Raw genomic sequence first — 19132 nt, 5'->3', positions numbered from 1 at the left:
CTATTCCGCCTTCATAATATCATATAACTCCAAAAACTTCGTATTAAACTCACCGCTTTGAAATTTCTCATGTTCCATTAATTTTATGTGAAACGGGATCGTCGTATGAATGCCTTCGATGACAAACTCGCCGAGCGCCCGTCTCATGCGAGCGATCGCTTCTTCGCGCGTCGGCGCGTGGACGATCAATTTGGCGATCATCGAGTCGTAATACGGCGGAATCGTGTAGCCCGGGTAGGCAGCCGAATCGACGCGCACACCCGGTCCGCCCGGCGGCAAGTACATGGCGATTTTCCCCGGCGATGGCATGAAGTTTTTCGCCGGATTTTCTGCGTTGATGCGGCATTCGATCGCCCAGCCGTTAAAGGCGACGTCCTCTTGGGTGAGCGACAGCTTTTCGCCGGACGCGATGCGGATTTGCTCTTTCACTAAATCGACGCCAGTAATCAACTCGGTGACTGGATGCTCAACTTGAATGCGCGTATTCATCTCCATGAAATAAAACTCGTTGTTTCGATGGTCGAAAATAAATTCAACCGTACCAGCGCCGGTATAGTTGACCGCTTTCGCCGCCTTGACCGCTGCTTCGCCCATCTTTTGGCGCATCTCGTCATCGAGCGCCGGCGACGGCGCTTCTTCCACAAGTTTTTGCAGCCGGCGCTGAATCGAGCAGTCGCGCTCGCCAAGATGGATCGTATTGCCGTACGAATCGGCCAGCACTTGAATTTCAACATGGCGAAAATCTTCAATATACTTTTCAATATAAACGCCCGGATTGCCGAACGCCGTTGCCGCCTCCTGCTGGGTGATGTTGATGCCTTTGACGAGCTCCTCCTCGTTGCGGGCGACGCGAATTCCTTTCCCGCCGCCGCCGGCCGTCGCTTTAATGATGACCGGGTAGCCGATCTCTGCAGCGATGGCCCGCGCTTCATCGAGGCTTTCGATAATGCCGCGCGATCCGGGCACGATCGGCACGCCGGCTTCGCGCATCGTCTCGCGGGCGATGTCTTTAATGCCCATTTTTGTAATCGCTTCCGGACTCGGGCCGATAAACGTGACATTGCATTCACGGCACAGCTCAGCAAACGCCTCATTCTCGGCCAAAAACCCGTAGCCCGGATGGATGGCGTCGCAGCCGGTCAGCGTGGCCACGCTCATGATGTTCGTGAAATTTAAATAGCTGTCTTTGGAAGCGGTCGGCCCGATGCAGTACGCCTCATCCGCGAGCTGCACGTGCAAGGCGTCGCGGTCGGCTTGCGAAAAAACGGCGACCGTCTCAATGCCGAGCTCGCGGCAAGCGCGGATAATGCGGACGGCAATTTCCCCGCGGTTTGCCACTAACACTTTTTTGATCATTGTCCGTTCTCTCCCTTATTCAGGCTTGACCAAAAATAGCGGCTGGCCGTATTCGACGAGCTGGCCGTTTTGCACGAGCACCTCGACAATTTCGCCATCGACTTCCGCTTCGATTTCGTTAAACAGCTTCATCGCTTCAATAATGCAAACGACGGTGTCTTTTTTCACTTGATCGCCCGGCTTCACATACGGCGGCTTGTCCGGGGCCGGAGCGGCGTAAAACGTGCCGACCATCGGCGATGTAATTTGGTGCAAGTTGCCTTCTGACGCTTGCTTGACTTCCGGAGCGGCCGGTTTTTCCGTTTCCGGCGCCGGCGCTTCCGGAGCGGCTGTTTGGACCGGAGGAGCCGCCGGCATCGGTTCGGCAGCCGCCGGTGCAGCAGGCGCCGCCTGTACGGCTACCGTCGGCGCGGCTACAGCGGCCGCCGCAGCTTTTTTCATATGTACTTTCGTTTCGCCTTGCTCGTATACAAATTCGTCGATCGAGGATTGGTCAACCAACCGAATCAATTCACGGATTTCTTGAATTTTCATCGATCTCACACCTTTCTTCAATTGTCAGGCAACCCGTTTTTAGCGGACGGTAATAAAACGTGCTCATAACGATTATACACACAACCGCAGAACAAACAAAAGATTTTTATACAAAAAAGAAGCTGCTCCCATACAGAGCAGCGCGTTCATCCGGCCGGCTGAAACTCAACGGTCACATATTCGGCGTCCGGAATTTCTTTTTTCACCATATGAATGACTTCGTTTGCCGATTTGGCCGAGCTTTCTTTCGCTCTAATCGTCACGCGCACTTGGTCGTCATCGGCCCGCACGAGCACATCTTCATAGCCGCCTTTTGATTTAATGAGCGTCTCCAACGTCGCTTCTTTTTCAGACAGCGCTTGCAGCTGTTCAATTTTATCCAACGCCTCATTTTTCTCTTCCGCCGTCGCATTCGCCGAGGCGACAATAGCGTTCAGCTCATCGCGCAGCCGGCTTCGTTCATCTTCAATTTTCATGCGCAGCGCCATAAACAAATCATCGCCTGTTTCGCCGGCTGTGGATGGCTTGTCTTTCGCCCCCGCTTCTTCGACGGCGACGCTTGGCTGTTCTTTTGTTTTATCGGTTTTCTCATTGGTGGTAAACGCCGGGCTGTCCCCCATTTCTTTCGGCGCCGTCACGTAATAGACCGACAGCACGACCACCAAACTTAACATCGTCAACAGCCACACGGTTTGTTTTTTCAACATGCCGATCTCCTCCCCTTACCCGGTCATTTTTTCGGCAAGACAGCGACGCGATAGCTTGGGACGTTTAACACGCGCGTCACAGCCTCGACAATCCATTTTTTAATTTGCAAATTGTCTGCCCCTTTGGCGACGACAAGCACGCCGCGGATGTCCGGCTTTTTCGTGGCGACAACAAGCGGCGTTTCTTCGTCGCCGTTGCGAATAATGATCACTTCTTCATTTGTTGACTCGTTTTTAATCGTCCGTTTTCCGCCTTCCTTGTCGCTCTCCTCTGTTGTTTGTTGCTGGGTGGAGCGCTTTTTCTCGAACAATTTGAGCTCTGTTGAATCGAGATTGACGACGACAGTGACGTCATCGACCCCCTCGATCGTTTCGAGCGCAGCTTTCAGTTCTTTTTCGTATCGTTCCTCATAGGCGGCGATCACTTTTTCTTTCGTCTCTTTGCTTGACAAAAACGCCGGCTCGGACGGAGCGTCTGACTGCCCGGCGGAAGGCGCTGCCGGAACATCTTCCTCGCTTTTTGTAAAGTGGCTGACCGCCATCAGCGCAACGCCGGCCAACAACAGTGCGACAACATAGGAAAACGGCATTTTTTTTCGGGCTCCTTCCCCGTCCCCTTCTTTTGACGGCGAAGAAAAGAGCCGTTTCATAAATTGGAGCATCCCCCCTATTCCCTCCCCTTAAACTGTACGGCAATTTTATTTTCATCGACTTCCCATTTGCCGGCGAGAAAGGTGCGCACCTCTTCGGCCAGCGAAGCATCGCCCTCAGGCGGAACCGGCGGCTTCGTCGTATCGATGATGACCGGCTCCACCGCCCCGGCAGGCTGTTGTTTAGAAAGTACGACTTCGATCGTCTTGATGTCATCCGGCATGCGCCAACCTTCTTTGTTATCGGCGTAAACATTGACATCAGCCTTCAATCCATACTTCCCCATCAACTCCTCGTTTGCGTCGTTTTCCAGCTGGACAGCCATTTGTTCTAAAATATATGCGCGTTGCGAAGCTTGTATTTCTTTTTTCTGCTGCTCGATTTGATTTTTTATCGCTTCATCGCCGGTTTGGCCATCGGAAAAACGGGCGAGTGCCGAAGCGACGAGCTGTTCCGGGTCAATCGAGGCGAGCCGGAGCACCGGCCCGAGCATCACAAGCAGCAGCATGAGTCCGATGGCCATTTTGACATATTTTTGCATCGTCCCGGACGGCAGCAAAAAGTCGATGATAATGGCAAACAGCAAAAACAAAATGATGTTCGTAACCCATTCAATGACAAACTGCATACCGTCTCCCCCTAGCGGACCATCATCGTAATGTTCCCGGCCATGACCATGACCGTTAGGCTGAGGAAAAACATGAGCGATACGATGAGCAGCGCCGCCAACACATAGGCGATGCTTTTGCTGATGATGTTAAGGCACGAAAGCACCGGCCCGCCGCCAAGCGGCTGCAATAAGGCGGCCGATAGTTTGTAGACGATGACGATCGCGAAAATTTTCACCGCTGGAAAGAGGGCAATCATTAACAAAATCGCTACCCCGACTAGCCCAACGGCGTTTTTCAGCAACATGGAGGCGGCGACGACCGTATCGGCGGCATCGGTAAACAGTTTGCCGACGACCGGGATGAAATTGCCGGTGACAAATTTCGCCGCTCTTAAAGCGACGCCATCCGCCACCGCCGCCGTCGTCCCGCGCACTGACATGACGCCAAGAAAAACCGTTAAAATGATGCCGAGCAAACCAAGCGCGACTTTGTTCAGCAAATCGGCGAGCTGGGTCGCCTTGTACCGGTCGCTGAGCGTACTGACAACGGAAAGCAGCGCCGCCAGCAACAAAAGAGGCAATGTGACATATTCGATGACCGTGCCGGTCGTGTTCATTAAAAACAAAATGATCGGGTGAAAAAACGCCGCCGATACGATCCCGCCGGAGGAAGCAAGCAGCGCGAGCAGCAGCGGGATGAGGGCGATGATGAAATGGCTCATCGTCTGCACCGCTTCAAGCGCATAGCTGGCTGCGAGGCGGAAGCTGTTTAAGGCGATCAACAACAACACCATATACACGACCGCGTGGGCGATTTTGCTCACTTCCTGTTGGGCGAACGCATTTTGCAACGATTGCAGCACGGTGCTGAACACAGCAAGCAAAATGAGCGTGCCGAGCAGCTTGCCGTTTACTTGCAGTTCGTAAAACAAGTAGCGGGCGAGCGCCTTCAGCCATTCGACCGGTGACCATTGCTTATCGCCGCTTAAAAAATCGGTGATCGGTCCTTTTTCGCTTTCCGGCAAAAAGCCGCCGTATTCGTTGACGATCGTTTCCCAATAGCGGCGGATGTCGCTCACGTCGAGCCGGGCGAGCTGCTCGCTGACGGACGGCTCGTAACTTGCGGCTTGTACGACCAACGGGCAAAAAAAGAGAAACAGCAGCCCGGCAATGAGGAACGCTGTCCGCTTCAATTCGTCCCCTCCTTATCGCGCTGCCGGAATCAGGCTAATGACCGCTTCAATAATGGCGGTCAAAATCGGAACGGCAAGCGCCAAAATGACGATTTTGCCGCCGAGCTCAATTTTGGCGGCGATCGCTCCTTGGCCGGCGTCCTTGGAAATTTGTGCGGCAAACTCGGCAATGTAGGCAATGCCGATAATTTTCAACATCGTTTCCAAGTACACCATTTGGATATGGGCGCCTTCCGCCATTTCCCGCAGCATCAGCAAAATTTCACTAATCTGGTCGACAAGCAGCAAAAAAATGGTGCAACCGACAAAAACGGTCAATAAAAAAGCGAGGTTCGATTTTTGCTCCTGCAGCAATACCACCAAAAACGTCGCAATCAACCCGAGACCGACAATTTGCAAAATGTCAATGGCCGATCCCCCCTACCCGCGGAACAAAAAGACGTCTTTAATTTTTTGAAACAAATCGCTCACAATCGAGGCGACCATAAACAAGATGTAAATAAAGCCGAGCAGTGTCACCCATTGGGCGTATTCTTTCCGCCCCATCTGATCGAGCACCGTATGCAAAAACGCGATGACGATGCCGACGCCGGCGATTTTTAAAATGATATCGACATCGATGCCCATTCGTCCTGCCTCCTGTCTACATGAGTAAAATGACGAGCAGTAGCCCGGCCAACACGCCTAAACTTTTCGCCATTTTGGCGTAGCGCGCCTGGTTGTCGAGCGCTTCTGCTTCCTCCCGCTCCAGATGGGCGAGCGCCAAGGCGATTTGTTTTTGCTGCGTGAGCCGGTCATACTGGCCGAGCGTGGCGCCAAATTGCTTCATCACTTCCAACTCTCCTTGTTTTAGCGCCGTTTTCCCCCATAGGGCTTGCAAGCTTTTTTCCCATGCCTCCACCACGCTCGTCTCCTCGGTGCGCAGCGCCTCGGCGAACCGAAAAAACAGCTCGCACATCGGAGCAGCCGTTTGCCGGGCGATATGCACCGACGCTTCAGCGAGCGGCGTATGCCCGTACATCACTTCCGCCTCGAGCGCCCTAAGCGCTGCTTTCAGCTGGCGGAGCTGGCGCGGCCGCTCATACAACATGCGGGCGGCGGCAAATCCCGTCCATGTCGAAGCGGCAAGAATCAACAAGGCACCGAGCCATTTCATCGGCTCACCACCGCCCGTTCATACAGCACCGCCCCGCTGGCATCGAGAATGCGCCGGATCGCGCCGGGACGAGGGATGTTCGTCAGTTCAATAAACCGTTCAAATACTTTTTGTTCCATCACCGGGCCGAGCGTCGGCCGCTGCCAGACGTCTTTGACGCTGCGGCCGTGCACGGTCGTCCATACAGAGACGCCGGCGTTCGCCGCCTCGAGCACCGCTTCGCTGTCTTCTTCGCGCCCGATTTCATCGACGATGATGACATCCGGGCTCATCGAGCGGATCATCATCATCATCCCTTCCGCTTTCGGACACGCGTCCAACACATCAAGGCGCGGACCGAATGAAAACTGCGGAATTCCTTTCACACAGCCGGCGATTTCCGAACGCTCGTCAACGATCGCCACCTTTTGCGCCGGGATGCGCTCTGTTCCGCTGCTGATGAGGCGCGCTGCATCGCGCAGCAGCGTCGTTTTTCCGGTTTGCGGTGAACCGATGATCATCGTGTGGCGCCAGCGCCCTTCATATACGTACGGAATCAATGGATTGGCGATGCCGACCTGCTCTTTGGCGATGCGGATATTAAAAGAGGCGACATCGCGAATGGCCTTCACCTTGCCGCCTTCCGTGACGACCTTGCCGGCGAGCCCGACGCGATGTCCCCCTTCGATCGTCATAAACCCGCGTTTGAGCTCCTCTTCGACGGCATAAATCGAATAACGGCTCAATTTATTCAGCAACTGTACGCCATCTTCTTTCGTCACTTCATACGGCAATAAGCGGGCCGTTCCGTTGGCGATCACCTCAAGCGGACGGGAAACGCGGATGCGGATTTCTTCGATGCCGTGACGCCATGAAGGGAGCTGCTGCACCGCTGCAGCGATCGTTTTCGGCAAAATTCCCCATACCGCTTCCATGGCCCTCCCCCTTTTCCTGTGGACTAGTTCATATGTATGGGCGGAATATGCCGTTTATTCCTTACTTGTAAATGGCAAACAAAATGATCGCCACCCCAAGCACGACGAGCCCAAGCCGGGAAAACGAAAGCTCGTCCGCGAGCGAAAGCAGTCCGATCGCCATCGTCACGATCATGACGGTCGGACCGACGACAGCGAGCGCAGCGTTAATGGCGAGCGCTTTTTTGACGTCGTTGAACGCCAGCATCAACAGCGCCGCACTGAGTTCAACGAGCGCCGACAACATCCGCATGCCGGCCATCGCCAAGACGGATGGATCGATCGATCGCAGCCAATGTTTCATGTGTCCCTCCTGTTTTGAAATGGGATTGATTAGTACAAACGTATGCGGGAACAAGCCGTTTCAGAAGAAGTTTTTGGCGGTGAAAATGAGGACGGACAGCGAAGCGGTAGCCATTTCACGCATAAAAAACAGCACCCGTCCGGAAAGTTCCGGAGAGGTGCTGTCCCTTCTCAGCCGCTTACGCCCGCGAAACGTACGTGCCATCAGCTGTGTTAATGATGAGCGTGTCGCCTTCATTGACGAAAAACGGCACTTGAACGACAAGGCCGGTTTCGAGCTTGGCCGGTTTCGAACCGCCGGAAGCTGTGTCGCCTTTGATGCCCGGTTCTGTTTCAACGACTTTCAATTCGACGGTGTTCGGCAGCTCGACGCCGATCGTTTCGCCTTGATACATCATGATAAACACTTCCATGTTTTCTTTCAAAAACTTCAACTCATGCTCGATTTGTTTCGCCGGCAGCTCGATTTGTTCGTACGTTTCCATATCCATAAAGACGTGCTGGTCGCCGTTGGCGTACAAATATTGCATTTTGCGCGTATCAATTTGCGCCCGGTTTACTTTTTCACCGGCGCGGAACGTCCGCTCTTGAATGGCGCCGGTGCGCAAATTGCGCAGCTTCGAACGGACGAACGCCGCCCCTTTGCCCGGCTTGACATGCTGGAACTCAAGGACGCGCCAAATTTCGCCGTCGACCTCGATCGTAAGCCCTGTGCGAAAATCGTTCACTGAAATCATTGACCGAAATCCTCCTCACGCAATCCATTATAAAATGATTAGTTCTTTTGGCGAATGAGTGAGCGCCTCGTTCCCGTCAGCGGTGATGACCGCATCGTCTTCAATGCGCACCCCGCCAAGCCCCGGGATGTAAATGCCCGGCTCGACAGTGACGACCATGCCTGGCTCAAGCACGACATCCGAACGGAACGAAAGCGCCGGCCCTTCGTGAATCTCAAGGCCGATGCCATGGCCGGTCGAATGGCCGAAATAATCGCCATACCCTTTTTCACGGATGTAATCGCGCGTTAACGCATCCGCCTCTTTGCCGGTCATGCCTGCCTTAAGACCGCTCATGCCGCGCCGCTGCGCCTCAAGGACGATATCATACATCGTTTTCAGTTCGGCGCTGATGTCGCCGACGGCGACCGTCCTTGTGAGATCGGAGCAATATCCTTTGTAGTAAGCCCCGAAATCAAGCGTGACAAGCTCACCGCGCTCAATCGTTTTCTCTGACGCCACCCCGTGCGGCAGCGCCGAGCGGTAGCCGGACGCGACGATCGTATCAAAGGAAGAAGAAGACGCTCCTTGCTTGCGCATAAAAAACTCGAGCTCATTCGCCACTTCGATTTCTTTGACGCCCGGACGGATGAACGACAAAATATGGGCAAATGCCGCATCGGCGATTTCTGCTGCTTCCTTTAATATCTTAATCTCTGCTTCCGACTTAATCAAGCGCAACGTTTCCACTACGTTCGACGTCGGCACAAGCTCGGCGCTGACCGCCTCCTCATACGCTTTGTATGCTGCGTACGTGACGTCTTGCTGCTCAAATCCAAGTTTGCCGATGCCAAGCCGCTTTACTTGTTTCGCGATTTCTTCAACGATCGGCCCGCTATGTTGCACAATCTCAAAGCCCTCGACTTGTTTGGATGCTTGCTCGACATAGCGGAAGTCGGTAATAAACACCGCCCCTTCGCGGCTGACAAGCGCGACGCCAGCCGTGCCGGTAAACCCCGTGATGTAGCGGCGGTTGTAGCTGTTTGTCACTAAAAGACCATCAATATGCCGCTCCTCAAGAAGCGTTCGAAGTTTTTCCAGCTTTTCCATCCCTCATTCTCCTCTTCCCATGGAATTTGCCCCCGCCTGTCGGTTGGCCATGAAGGGGGCTTTTCGGCCGCGACCGCGCCAAAGGCGGCACGATGCGCCGGTTTCATACGGCCGCTTGTCACCAGCCATCACGCAATACCAAACCTTGTGAAAACCTTCTTTATTTTACCATAGAGAGGAAAGTTTCGCTATACGTCGGTTTGACAGAGAGGCGCGCCCTTTGCTCAAACAACATAGGGACGCTTCGTCAGCTTCCTTCCTTCGCCGCCTCTTTCCCGGCGCTTTGGGATGGCCGGTTCATTTCCTGCGTCTCAAAGGAAATCGAATAGCCGGCGAACACGCCGTATAAAATGTATAGGCAAAGCGTCGTAATCACTGTATTCGGCTCTAAATCAGCGACCGGCTGAACATTCGGAAACAACGGATTGAACAAATAGAAAACAACCGCCCACAGCGCCGCACCGTATAAAATGCCCGCCCACATGCCGCGAATGTTCCGCAGCAACGCGTAGTAAAGGAGCGCCGCCGCAATGGAAATGACACCGATCAACGCGATGGCTACATAGTTGCCTGTTTTTCCGTATTTCCAGTCGCCGGCCACCCAAGGAATCAAAACCATGTTTGGACTGATTTCGCTAAAGTTGAAAAAGTACGCCAAATAGCCGATTAAGCTCCAAAACACCCCGCCGACAAACCCGATAATGAGCGTTTTTTGCAAGAGCGTCATGGGCCGCTCTCTTTTCTCCTGCTCGAGCTTTCCTTTTTGTTCCGCCATCATGCTGCACCTCCTTGTCCGTTAGTATGACCTACAGCCGGCCACCCCATGAATCAAGCGAAAAAAATGATTACTTCCGTGTAAATAATGGATTTTTTGGAAATCATAACAGTAACATCAACCTAGAGGTTTCCGAACGTTTCTTGTAGAATAAAATAATAAACATAAAAATAGGTTGGTGTTTGCTTGATGAAAACAATGGATAAACCGTTATACGGCGGCCAGGCGGTCGTTGAAGGAGTGATGTTTGCCGGCAAAACGCACTCTGTCACCGCCGTTCGCCGCAATGATGGAACGATTGAATACTTTTCCTTGCCGCGCCGCGCCAATCCGACGCTGGCCGCCTTTAAGAAAATCCCGTTTGTCCGCGGCATCATCGCCATTATCGAAGCGAGCGCGAACGGGGCAAAACATTTACAGTTTGCGAGCGAACGGTATGAGGTGGCTCCAGGGGAGGAGCAGGCGGATGAGGAGCGCAGCTCCAAACTGACGCTTATTCTCGGCGCCGCAGCCATCGGTGTGCTGTCGTTTTTGTTCGCCAAAACGATTTTTACGCTCGTCCCGGCGCTCGCCGCCGCCTCGTTCAAACCGCTCGTTCCTGGGAGGATAGGGCAAATTTTGCTTGAAGGGGTTTTTAAGCTGGCTCTATTGCTCGGCTATATTTACTTTATTTCGTTAACGCCGCTTGTGAAGCGCGTTTTCCAATATCACGGCGCGGAACATAAAGTGATCAACGCTTATGAAGCAGGCTGGCCGCTGACCGTCGAGCACGTCCAGCGCGCCTCGCGCCTTCACTATCGGTGCGGCAGCAGCTTTATTTTATTTACCGTCATCGTCGGCTTGTTCCTTTATTTGTTCGTGCCGACCGATCCGCTTTGGCTGCGGATGGTTAACCGGCTCGCTTTAATTCCGGTCGTGCTTGGCGTTTCGTTTGAAGTATTGCAGTTTACAAATAAATTGAGGGATGTTCCGCTGCTGCGCTGGCTCGGCTACCCCGGGCTATGGCTGCAGCGGCTGACGACAAAAGAACCGGACGATGATCAAGTGGAAGTGGCCATCGCCTCATTTCAGCGGCTTCTTCATTTGGAAGCGGAAGCCGAAGCGAAAAAAGCAGTGCAGTAATTGATTCAAGGGGGTGGATTCATTGCGGCGCAGGGCCATTCACCCGCTCGTCGGGCTCATGATCTTGCTTGGAACGCTCGGCATTGTCTATACTCTTTTCGCCCATCCGACGGTGCTGTTCCGTCAGCTGTTGTTTGTTGCGCTGTTTGTAGCCGCGATTTATCTCTTTTACCGTTTCGTGTACCAACGCCGCACCGATAAAGAACGGTGGTCGTACTTAAAAGCGGTGCGGCAGTCGAAAAAGCTCCATCCCCGCTCCGGGCGCAAGCAGCCAAAGCCGGCAAAACTGAAACGGCCGCTGAAAAAGCGGACCGCGACCCCGCATTTAACCGTGATTGACGGAAAAAAAGGCAAAAAAAAGAATCGAGCTTCGTTTTAGCTTGATTCTTTTTTGTTTGCCGCCGTCCGCGTGAGGCAGGCGGCGCTCCTTGACGCGCATTATTCGCTTTTTCGCACCGCAAGTGCTGCAGCCTTCGCCGCTCCCTGCCTAGTACGCCCATTGCCGCAAAAACTGCCGCGTCCGCTCGCGCCCGTAATCGATGAGGCGCCGGCGCGCCTCGAGGTCGACGGAAAACTCGGTCGACATCACGTTTTCCACCGGTAAAAAGACAATGTTTTTTTCATGGCGGCGCGAAATGTAGCGGGCATCATGCGCCTCTTTCATCGCCGCAAACAGCGCCTCATACAAATCTAACGCATTGGTGATTTTTCGTTTCGGCCGCTCGCCCGGCTTGGCGCTCAGCTGGATCCCGAGCACCGGCCGCTTTTTCGTTTTCTTTTCCTCATCAAAGAGAAAAAGCGGAAAGTTGCTGAGCACCCCCCCGTCGACGATGAGAGACGTGCCGTTTTGCCCGCGGAGGCGAACCGGTTCGAAAAAGTACGGGATGCTAACGCTCATCCGCACCGCCTTGGCGACCGAAAATGAGCTCGGGTCAATGCCGTACGCGTTCAAATCGTCCGGCAGCACGACGATGCGCCCGTTTGTGACGTCGGAAGCGACGATATACAAACTGCCGGCCGGCACATCTTGAAACGTCCGCACCCCGCGGGCAGCAAGCACCGACTCAAGCCACCGTTCAAGCGCTTTTCCTTGATAGAGGCCAAGGTGCCAGTAGAGGCGCACCCACTTCCAGACCGGGAAAGGAATCCATGACGCCCGTTCATCCAACAACCGCTCAAATTCCAACTCCTCAAGCAAGTGCATAACCTCGCGGGCGCTGTAGCCTGCCGCGAGCAGCGCCGCCAGCAGCGACCCCGCACTCGTCCCAGCAAGCCGCTTCCAGCGCAGCCCTTTTTCCTCAATGGCTTCGTACGCGCCAAGCAAGGCAAATCCTTTCACCCCACCGCCGGAAAAGACGATGTCAATGTCCACCGCTGCCTCTCCTTTCTCGCCGTTTATACATATGTAAGAAGAACGAGAGGCGTTTAGTACGGAAAACAAAAAAGAGCAAGCAGCGGCTTACTCTCCTTGCTCATTGCGCTTTTGGACATTGCGGAGCGCTTCCACCCGGCGTTCGTCCTCTTGAAAATATTGCACTAAATCGCCGATCCGGTCAATGGCGTTCCAGCTCAAATGATGTTCAATCCCTTCCACGTCGCGGTAAATGTTTTCTTCGTGGACGCCGATCAAGCGGAGAAACTGCTCAAGCAGCTCATGACGGTAAACGAGCCGCTGGCCGATTTTCTTCCCTTTCGGCGTCAGGACGAGGCCGCGGTATTTTTCATACACTAAATATTCATCCTTATCGAGCTTTTGCACCATTTTCGTCACTGAGGAGGGATGAACGGATAGCGCCTCAGCGATGTCAGAGACGCGGGCATAGCCCTTCTCTTCGATCAATAAATAAATTTGTTCGATATAGTCTTCCATGCTTGGTGTCGGCAACGCATGTCCCCTCCTGCCACATTCGCCTGCCATCCTTCCCCAGCCCATACACACCGCTAGCGTTCCCGGCAGGTCAAAAAATAGCAATCAATCCCATTATACCATGAAGAGGACTTTACGTAAAATACTGTACTTGAGCGGGTACGACAGCGCCTCCGGCTCGAAATACACAAGTTTGGGCACAAACGGTTTCACTCGTTTCCCTCCAAGCTGTCCATATTTTGATGTTAGTATGGTTCAAAGATGGAGGAAAATCGCACGCTTCTTTCAGTTGACATCATTTTTCGGTTGCACCTGGATCAACTGCTTGCTAAACATGATTCTAATCTAAATAAAAAATTCTACCTTGTTAAGGTACGAAATGTAAGATACAATAACATTACATTTTGTTAAAAACATTGGAGGGATTGTATGAAGCTATCGTTAAAAATCATTATTGCACTGATACTTGGATCCATCGTTGGACTAATATTCAACCTTTTCTTCCCTCAACCATTCGATACAGTAAACGCCTATGTTTTTACACCGCTTGGGAAACTCTTTTTAAATTTAATTAATATGATCGTCGTGCCCATTGTCTTTTTTTCCATCGTATTAGGGACAGCCGGATTAGGAGACCCAAAAAAACTCGGGCGAATTGGAATAAAAACCATTTCGTATTTCCTCATCACTACAGCCATCGCCATTGCCATTGGCATTTCATTGGCGTTAGTAACCAAACCTGGGAGCGTCGGCGACTTTAACACCAGTCAGGCTCAATTTGAACCAAAAGAGGCACCACCTGTGTCAGAAACTTTATTAAACATTATTCCAAAAAACCCCGTTCAGGCATTTGCAGAAGGAAACATGCTGCAAATTATCACTTTTTCCATATTTGTTGGGTTTGCGCTTTCCATGTTGCGAGAAAAAACAGCTGGCTTGTTCAAACTCATCGAGCAAGGCAATGAAGTGATGATGTATTTGGTCACTGTCATTATGCGGTTTGCCCCGTACGGTGCATTCGGCTTAATCGCCTCCGCCGTCGGCAGCCAAGGAACGGACGCCATCCGCTCGATGGGAATGTACATGTCCGTCGTTCTTTTCAGTTTGATCATCCACATGCTGTTCACATACGGCTCATCGCTCTACCTGTTTGCTAAACGCAATCCATTCTCCTTTTTTAAACAGTTCGCTCCAGCGATGGGCGTGGCGTTCAGTACATCAAGCAGCAACGCAACGCTGCCGATTTCGATGAATGTCGCTCAAACGAAACTTGGGGTGCCAAAACATATTAGCAGTTTCGTGCAGCCATTAGGAGCAACCATCAATATGGATGGCACGGCCATTATGCAAGGGGTCGCCACTATATTTATCGCTCAAGCTTACGGTATCGACCTCACGATCTCGCAATTGGCAACAGTTGTATTAACGGCTGTATTGGCGAGCATTGGAACGGCCGGTGTACCTGGTGTCGGATTAGTGATGTTGGCGATGGTGTTGAATTCCGTCAACCTTCCTGTCGAAGGAATCGCATTGATCATCGGCATCGACCGGCTTTTGGATATGGCTCGCACTGCTGTCAATATTACCGGTGACGCCGCTTGCGCCGTAATCGTTGCCGAAACAGAGAAGAAGTACGCAGGAGTGGGTACAAAAGCGTCCTAATTAGGACGCTTTTTTCTTCCCTCGTTTGCACTGTGAAGCCCATAGGGAAGAGCCGCGACGTTATTTCACTAGCCAGCGATCACCGCATGTTTTACACGATGCAAACGTAGTCATCGAATACGCAGGTAAAAATATAGCAGGTAAAAATATATGCGAATAAGACTCGCCATTTCCCCACTGAAAAACCGCTCAAACTTCAAAATACAAAAGAAAAGCGCATGCCCAATAACCGGCGCATACGCTCTAGCCGTCCAGCTTATCCCCGTTTCCGAGTGCGGAAATTGTCTTCCAACAGCACCCAGTTTTCCGGATACGGATACCCGAGCACCCAGTAGCTGATCCCGCGCAATCCGTATTCTTTCACTAAGTCAAATTTCGCCAACGCGCTGCGGGCGTCTTCAAACCATACTTCGTGTTGGCGGCCTTGTTCGTCCGTGTAGCGGTAAAACGGCGAGGCGGCCGCCGCATCGTATTGGATCGACGCTCCGTAACGAATGGCGCGCGCCACGGCTTCTTTCGGGCTGAACGTTTCCGCCTCTTGCCCTGGCACGTGCGGCAGCACCCAGTCGCGGGCATAAATTTGAAATCCCATCATGATTTTCTCCCGCGGAATCACGGTCACGGCATAATCAAGCACGCGCCGAATTTGGTTCACCGGCGAAATGGCTTGCGGCGGCCCAAACCGATAGCCCCACTCGTACGTCATAAGCACGACGAAATCGGCGATGCGCCCATGGGCTGGATAGTCGTGCGCTTCATACAGCAATCCTTTTTGTTCCGCGCTGATTTTGGGAGCGAGCGATGTCGATAACCAATATCCTTCCGCGTGAAGCCGAGCCGCCGCCCGCCGCAAAAACGCATTGTACCGCTCGCGGTCGGACGGGTAGACATTTTCAAAATCGACATTCAGCGCCCGGTATCCTTTCGCCCGCATCACTTGAATGATGTTCTCAAGCAATCGTGTTTGCAGCGTGGCATCAGCCAAGATCGTCTGCGCCAATCTTGAACCCGGATCCTGATACGTAAAGTTGGTGATCGTCATCATCGGCACGACACGGGCGGCAAAAGCGGCCTGAATGATCGCCACATCATTGATGGGATTCAGTCCGCCATCAGCGCGGATCGTATAGGCGAACGGGGCGGCGTACGTCAAATGGCGGCCGACTTCGCGCACTTGCTCCGCCCCTTTCTCCCCTTGGTCGATCGTGAAGGCGTTCACCTCGATGAGCGGTTTGGCCGGCGGAATGACGAGCCGCTGTCCGGGAGTGATGACATTCGGATCAGCGATGGGATTGAACTCGATGATTTGCTGGACGCTGACTTGATAAGCGGCAGCAATTTGCCCTAACGTTTCCCCGGTGCGCACCGTATGAATGCGAGCCGGAATCAACAACAGCGCGCCGGGATAAATGAGCGCCGGGTTGGCGATCCGGTTCGCCTGCACGATGGCTTCGACCGTCACTCCATACGCGCGGGCGATCTGCCATAACGTTTCCCCTGCACGGACGGTATGATAGCGATACGGCACCGGAATGACCACCGCCTGCCCGATGGCGAGCCGGTTTGGGTCGTCTAGCTCATTGGCGGCAATCAGCCGCTCGAGCGGGACGCCGTAGCGGCGGGCCAGCTGCCAAAGCGCTTCCCCGCGCTGGACGACATGAATAATCATCACGACTCCCCCTTTCGTTTCTCCTCCCTTTTATCACTATATTTTTCCTCCCCCGTTTTATGTAAAAAAACGCCGGTTTCCCAATGGAAACCAGCGTTTTCCGGCCCTAACCGGTTACAGCCCGCATTTCAGCTGAGCACCGCAGCTCGTGCACGTATTGCAGCCGCCGATTTCTTCGACCGTCCCTTCCCGACAGATCGGGCAAATGTTGCCGATTTCCGAGCCGATCGTCACATCGGTGGCGCGCACATCTTGAATCGTATCGACAAGAACGACGGTGCGTTTCTTCGCCTGTTCTTCCGTTTCTTCCGGAATGAGTTCCAGCTGCTCTTCAACCGTGTTTTCTTCCGCTTTCAGCGTCAACACTTGCGCATCGCGGCTGCCGTCGACATAGACGGTGCCGCCTTTCGCGCCGCAGCGCCACAGCCGCTCATATACTTTTTGCACTTGTTCGACCGTGTAGCCTTTTGGCGCATTGACCGTTTTCGACAAGCTCGAGTCGACCCAGCGCTGGATGATGCATTGCACATCAGCATGCGCTTCCGGCGGCAAGTCCATCGCTGTCACAAACCAATGCGGCAAGTGGTTCGGATCGGCTTCCGGATGCTTGTCTAAATATTCTTGGACGATATCGGCCTTCACTTCGATGAACTTGCCGAGGCGGCCGCTCCGGTAGTATGCGAATGAGAAGTACGGCTCAAGCCCGGTCGAGACGCCGACCATCGTTCCGGTCGATCCCGTTGGCGCCACCGTCAGCAAGTGGGAGTTGCGAATGCCGTATTGTAAAATAGCTTGGCGAATGTCTTCCGGCATCCGTTTCATATAGCCGGTATTGATGAACGCTTCGCGCAGCCGGCGCGTTTCTTCGTCCGTCTCACCGACAAGGAACGGGAAGCTGCCTTTTTCTTTTGCCAGCTCAATCGATGCCCGGTAGGCGGTCGTGGCGATCGTGCGGAACAGTTCATCCACGAGTTCGTTTCCTTCTTCAGAGCCATACTCTTTTTCGCAATAAATAAGCAAGTCCGCGAGCCCCATGACGCCAAGGCCGATGCGGCGCTCACCGAGCGCTTGCTTTTTGTTTTCCTCAAGGAAATACGGCGTAGCATCAATGACGTTGTCTTGCATCCGCACACCGATCTCAACCGTGCGTTTCAGTTTTTCATAGTCGACGACTTTCCGTTCTTTATCGACCATGTTTGCCAAGTTAATGGCGGCGAGGTTGCAGACAGAATATGGCGCTAAAGGTTGTTCCCCGCATGGGTTAGTCGCAACGACTTTTTGTCCGTACGCGCGGGCGTTCGTCATTTCGTTCGCATTGTCGATGAAGAAAATGCCCGGCTCGGCTGAGTACGTCGCGCAAATGTTAATCAGCTTCCAGAGCTCGCGAGCGCGGATTTTTCGGTAGACGCGGACGCGGTAGCCCATTTTTTCCCATTCGCGCACATCGCCAACTTCATGCCATTTTTCGTTGTAAATGCGCATTTCTTCTTCGGAATAGGTTTCTACATCCGGGAAGCGGAGTGCATACTCATCGTCGTTTTCGACCGCCTCCATGAACTCTTTTGTCAGGCAGACCGAAATGTTCGCACCGGTTAAAAAGTCAGGATTATGGACGGTATATGTACCGCCGGTGCGCAGTTTTTCTTCGGCGTCTTTAATGATTTCTTCGGTAAAGCCGCCGTAGCCGGGTTCGTTTTTGTAGCGGACGATCGCTTCGTACATCGCCCGTTCCCGGTCGGTGAGCGGCGTGAATTTCAGTTTGTCGCGCGCTGCTTTTTTGATGCCCTCATCTTCCATATTCTCGAGCAGGTAGCGCAAGATGCGCGGGTTTTGCATTTTCGAGACGATAAATTCGATAATGTCCGGGTGCCAGTCGGCAAGCATGATCATTTGGGCGCCGCGGCGGGAGCCACCTTGCTCGACAAGGTGGGTCAGCTTGGCAATGTCATCCAACCACGAAACCGACCCGGACGATTTGCCGTTTACCCCGCGCGCGAGCGTATGGCGCGGCCGCAATGTCGAACCGTTCGTGCCAACCCCGCCGCCGCGGCTCATAATTTCCATTACCTGCTTTCGGTGTTCGGAAATGCCTTCCCGCGAATCTTTCACAAACGGCATCACATAGCAGTTGAAATACGTCACTTCCTTGCCCGAACCCGCCCCGTACAACACGCGGCCGGCCGGGACAAAATTCATGCTCGAGAGCTCCTCATAAAACTTGTGGAACCACTCGCTGCGCTTTTCCGCCGTTTCCTCTACAGCAGCAAGCCCAGTCGCGTTCCGTTTCGCAATTTGTTCATAAAAAATTTCCAGCGGCTTGTCGATAATGTCGAGCGAGCGGAAGACAATGCCGGTTTCTGCCTCTTCGCCTTCGAGCACATGCCGGTACTCGTCCTCGATCAACACATGGGCCTTTTTCGCCTCCCAGTCGATGTCGACGATAAAGCCGAGCCCGCGGGCCGGAAATTTCGGGTCCTCCTTGATCGTCAACACGACAAAATCGCCCGGTGTGAGCGTCAGCTTTTCCGTATCCTTAAACGAATACCGGTCAAGCATCACTAAACGGGACACGCCTTTATGGGTGATGTGCATATCCGGCGTAATCGGATGCACTTGCGGAAACAAGCGAATATCCTCGTTTAGCTTTTCCATATTGATTTTCATTTTTTCAGACGACGCCACCGTCATTCTCCTATCTCTCCTCTTTTATATAATCTCTCACGTTTTGGCAAAGTTGTCCTGTCTTCT

At 53.2% G+C, this 19132-nt stretch carries 21 protein-coding genes; 3 read left to right on the top strand and 18 right to left on the bottom strand.

What is annotated here, in order from left to right; translation table 11 throughout:
• From accC to B9L21_RS03905, 14 genes are all read right to left on the bottom strand, one after another.
• A complete protein-coding gene (gene accC, locus B9L21_RS03970) occupies nt 1–1356 on the bottom strand; it encodes an acetyl-CoA carboxylase biotin carboxylase subunit (RefSeq protein ID WP_063165315.1) in 1356 nt (451 codons plus the stop codon).
• A 15-nt stretch (nt 1357–1371) separates the two neighbouring features.
• The gene (accB, locus tag B9L21_RS03965) at nt 1372–1890 is read right to left on the bottom strand and encodes an acetyl-CoA carboxylase biotin carboxyl carrier protein (RefSeq protein WP_063165314.1); all 519 of its coding nucleotides are present in this window, start codon (nt 1888–1890) and stop codon (nt 1372–1374) included.
• Between the two features lie 146 nt (nt 1891–2036).
• Nucleotides 2037–2597 (bottom strand): SpoIIIAH-like family protein, encoded by a 561-nt coding sequence (locus B9L21_RS03960; RefSeq protein ID WP_063165313.1) that lies wholly within the window; start codon nt 2595–2597, stop codon nt 2037–2039.
• A gap of 23 nt (nt 2598–2620) precedes the next feature.
• Nucleotides 2621–3259 (bottom strand): stage III sporulation protein AG, encoded by a 639-nt coding sequence (gene spoIIIAG / locus B9L21_RS03955; protein WP_063165312.1) that lies wholly within the window; start codon nt 3257–3259, stop codon nt 2621–2623.
• Nucleotides 3260–3264: 5 nt separating this feature from the next.
• Entirely contained in the window at nt 3265–3876 is a 612-nt protein-coding gene (gene spoIIIAF / locus B9L21_RS03950; RefSeq protein WP_063165311.1) for a stage III sporulation protein AF, read from the bottom strand.
• Nucleotides 3877–3887: 11 nt separating this feature from the next.
• Nucleotides 3888–5051, bottom strand: coding sequence for a stage III sporulation protein AE (gene spoIIIAE / locus B9L21_RS03945; RefSeq protein ID WP_063165310.1), 1164 nt, complete (start codon nt 5049–5051; stop codon nt 3888–3890).
• Nucleotides 5052–5063: 12 nt separating this feature from the next.
• Nucleotides 5064–5450, bottom strand: coding sequence for a stage III sporulation protein AD (gene spoIIIAD / locus B9L21_RS03940; protein ID WP_063165309.1), 387 nt, complete (start codon nt 5448–5450; stop codon nt 5064–5066).
• 21 nt (nt 5451–5471) lie between these two features.
• Nucleotides 5472–5678, bottom strand: coding sequence for a stage III sporulation protein AC (gene spoIIIAC / locus B9L21_RS03935; RefSeq protein WP_020960538.1), 207 nt, complete (start codon nt 5676–5678; stop codon nt 5472–5474).
• Nucleotides 5679–5694: 16 nt separating this feature from the next.
• Complete coding sequence (gene spoIIIAB / locus B9L21_RS03930; protein ID WP_063165308.1) at nt 5695–6207, bottom strand: stage III sporulation protein SpoIIIAB; 513 nt, start codon at nt 6205–6207, stop codon at nt 5695–5697.
• On the bottom strand, nt 6204–7121 hold the full coding sequence (gene spoIIIAA / locus B9L21_RS03925) for a stage III sporulation protein AA (RefSeq protein ID WP_063165307.1): 918 nt from the start codon (nt 7119–7121) through the stop codon (nt 6204–6206). Before spoIIIAA ends, spoIIIAB begins: the two co-directional genes overlap by 4 nt.
• A 61-nt stretch (nt 7122–7182) precedes the next feature.
• Nucleotides 7183–7464 carry a YqhV family protein gene (locus tag B9L21_RS03920; RefSeq protein WP_063165306.1) on the bottom strand — a complete coding sequence of 94 codons (282 nt, stop codon included), beginning with the start codon at nt 7462–7464 and terminating at the stop codon, nt 7183–7185.
• A 178-nt stretch (nt 7465–7642) separates the two neighbouring features.
• Nucleotides 7643–8200 (bottom strand): elongation factor P, encoded by a 558-nt coding sequence (gene efp / locus B9L21_RS03915; RefSeq protein WP_011231892.1) that lies wholly within the window; start codon nt 8198–8200, stop codon nt 7643–7645.
• Nucleotides 8201–8227: 27 nt separating this feature from the next.
• Nucleotides 8228–9289 carry a M24 family metallopeptidase gene (locus B9L21_RS03910; RefSeq protein ID WP_063165305.1) on the bottom strand — a complete coding sequence of 354 codons (1062 nt, stop codon included), beginning with the start codon at nt 9287–9289 and terminating at the stop codon, nt 8228–8230.
• A gap of 247 nt (nt 9290–9536) precedes the next feature.
• On the bottom strand, nt 9537–10067 hold the full coding sequence (locus B9L21_RS03905) for a YqhR family membrane protein (protein ID WP_089134979.1): 531 nt from the start codon (nt 10065–10067) through the stop codon (nt 9537–9539).
• A 195-nt stretch (nt 10068–10262) separates the two neighbouring features.
• Between B9L21_RS03905 and B9L21_RS03900 the strand changes: the two genes are divergently transcribed.
• Complete coding sequence (locus B9L21_RS03900) at nt 10263–11186, top strand: DUF1385 domain-containing protein (protein ID WP_172796437.1); 924 nt, start codon at nt 10263–10265, stop codon at nt 11184–11186.
• Between the two features lie 22 nt (nt 11187–11208).
• On the top strand, nt 11209–11565 hold the full coding sequence (locus B9L21_RS03895) for an SA1362 family protein (RefSeq protein WP_063165302.1): 357 nt from the start codon (nt 11209–11211) through the stop codon (nt 11563–11565).
• Between the two features lie 108 nt (nt 11566–11673).
• Here B9L21_RS03895 and B9L21_RS03890 read toward each other — a convergent pair whose 3' ends face one another.
• Both B9L21_RS03890 and mntR read right to left on the bottom strand, forming a co-directional pair.
• Nucleotides 11674–12558: a patatin-like phospholipase family protein gene (locus B9L21_RS03890; RefSeq protein WP_063165301.1), complete on the bottom strand. Its 885-nt coding sequence runs from the start codon at nt 12556–12558 to the stop codon at nt 11674–11676.
• An 87-nt stretch (nt 12559–12645) separates the two neighbouring features.
• On the bottom strand, nt 12646–13071 hold the full coding sequence (gene mntR / locus B9L21_RS03885) for a transcriptional regulator MntR (RefSeq protein WP_063165300.1): 426 nt from the start codon (nt 13069–13071) through the stop codon (nt 12646–12648).
• Nucleotides 13072–13482: 411 nt separating this feature from the next.
• On the opposite strand from mntR, the gene B9L21_RS03880 reads away from it, so the two are divergent.
• On the top strand, nt 13483–14715 hold the full coding sequence (locus tag B9L21_RS03880) for a dicarboxylate/amino acid:cation symporter (protein ID WP_063165299.1): 1233 nt from the start codon (nt 13483–13485) through the stop codon (nt 14713–14715).
• A 256-nt stretch (nt 14716–14971) separates the two neighbouring features.
• Here B9L21_RS03880 and B9L21_RS03875 read toward each other — a convergent pair whose 3' ends face one another.
• Complete coding sequence (locus B9L21_RS03875) at nt 14972–16384, bottom strand: LysM peptidoglycan-binding domain-containing protein (protein ID WP_063165298.1); 1413 nt, start codon at nt 16382–16384, stop codon at nt 14972–14974.
• Between the two features lie 114 nt (nt 16385–16498).
• Nucleotides 16499–19072, bottom strand: coding sequence for a vitamin B12-dependent ribonucleotide reductase (locus B9L21_RS03870; protein ID WP_063165297.1), 2574 nt, complete (start codon nt 19070–19072; stop codon nt 16499–16501).
• Nucleotides 19073–19132: the final 60 nt, after the last annotated feature.

Source organism: Geobacillus uzenensis (assembly GCF_002217665.1).
Classification (GTDB): Bacteria; Bacillota; Bacilli; order Bacillales; family Anoxybacillaceae; genus Geobacillus; species Geobacillus subterraneus.
The sequence above is the reverse complement of the archived record's forward strand: the minus strand, read 5'-3'. Positions and strand labels throughout refer to the sequence as shown.

Coding starts and splice junctions, on each gene's coding strand:
- spoIIIAC (WP_020960538.1), bottom strand. CDS start 5,678: ATGGGCATCGATGTCGATATCATTTTAAAAATCGCCGGCGTCGGCATC.
- spoIIIAF (WP_063165311.1), bottom strand. CDS start 3,876: ATGCAGTTTGTCATTGAATGGGTTACGAACATCATTTTGTTTTTGCTG.
- B9L21_RS03870 (WP_063165297.1), bottom strand. CDS start 19,072: ATGACGGTGGCGTCGTCTGAAAAAATGAAAATCAATATGGAAAAGCTA.
- B9L21_RS03875 (WP_063165298.1), bottom strand. CDS start 16,384: ATGATTATTCATGTCGTCCAGCGCGGGGAAGCGCTTTGGCAGCTGGCC.
- B9L21_RS03900 (WP_172796437.1), top strand. CDS start 10,263: ATGGATAAACCGTTATACGGCGGCCAGGCGGTCGTTGAAGGAGTGATG.
- spoIIIAG (WP_063165312.1), bottom strand. CDS start 3,259: ATGCTCCAATTTATGAAACGGCTCTTTTCTTCGCCGTCAAAAGAAGGG.
- spoIIIAA (WP_063165307.1), bottom strand. CDS start 7,121: ATGGAAGCGGTATGGGGAATTTTGCCGAAAACGATCGCTGCAGCGGTG.
- B9L21_RS03905 (WP_089134979.1), bottom strand. CDS start 10,067: ATGATGGCGGAACAAAAAGGAAAGCTCGAGCAGGAGAAAAGAGAGCGG.
- accB (WP_063165314.1), bottom strand. CDS start 1,890: ATGAAAATTCAAGAAATCCGTGAATTGATTCGGTTGGTTGACCAATCC.
- accC (WP_063165315.1), bottom strand. CDS start 1,356: ATGATCAAAAAAGTGTTAGTGGCAAACCGCGGGGAAATTGCCGTCCGC.
- B9L21_RS03920 (WP_063165306.1), bottom strand. CDS start 7,464: ATGAAACATTGGCTGCGATCGATCGATCCATCCGTCTTGGCGATGGCC.
- B9L21_RS03910 (WP_063165305.1), bottom strand. CDS start 9,289: ATGGAAAAGCTGGAAAAACTTCGAACGCTTCTTGAGGAGCGGCATATT.
- efp (WP_011231892.1), bottom strand. CDS start 8,200: ATGATTTCAGTGAACGATTTTCGCACAGGGCTTACGATCGAGGTCGAC.
- B9L21_RS03960 (WP_063165313.1), bottom strand. CDS start 2,597: ATGTTGAAAAAACAAACCGTGTGGCTGTTGACGATGTTAAGTTTGGTG.
- B9L21_RS03880 (WP_063165299.1), top strand. CDS start 13,483: ATGAAGCTATCGTTAAAAATCATTATTGCACTGATACTTGGATCCATC.
- spoIIIAB (WP_063165308.1), bottom strand. CDS start 6,207: ATGAAATGGCTCGGTGCCTTGTTGATTCTTGCCGCTTCGACATGGACG.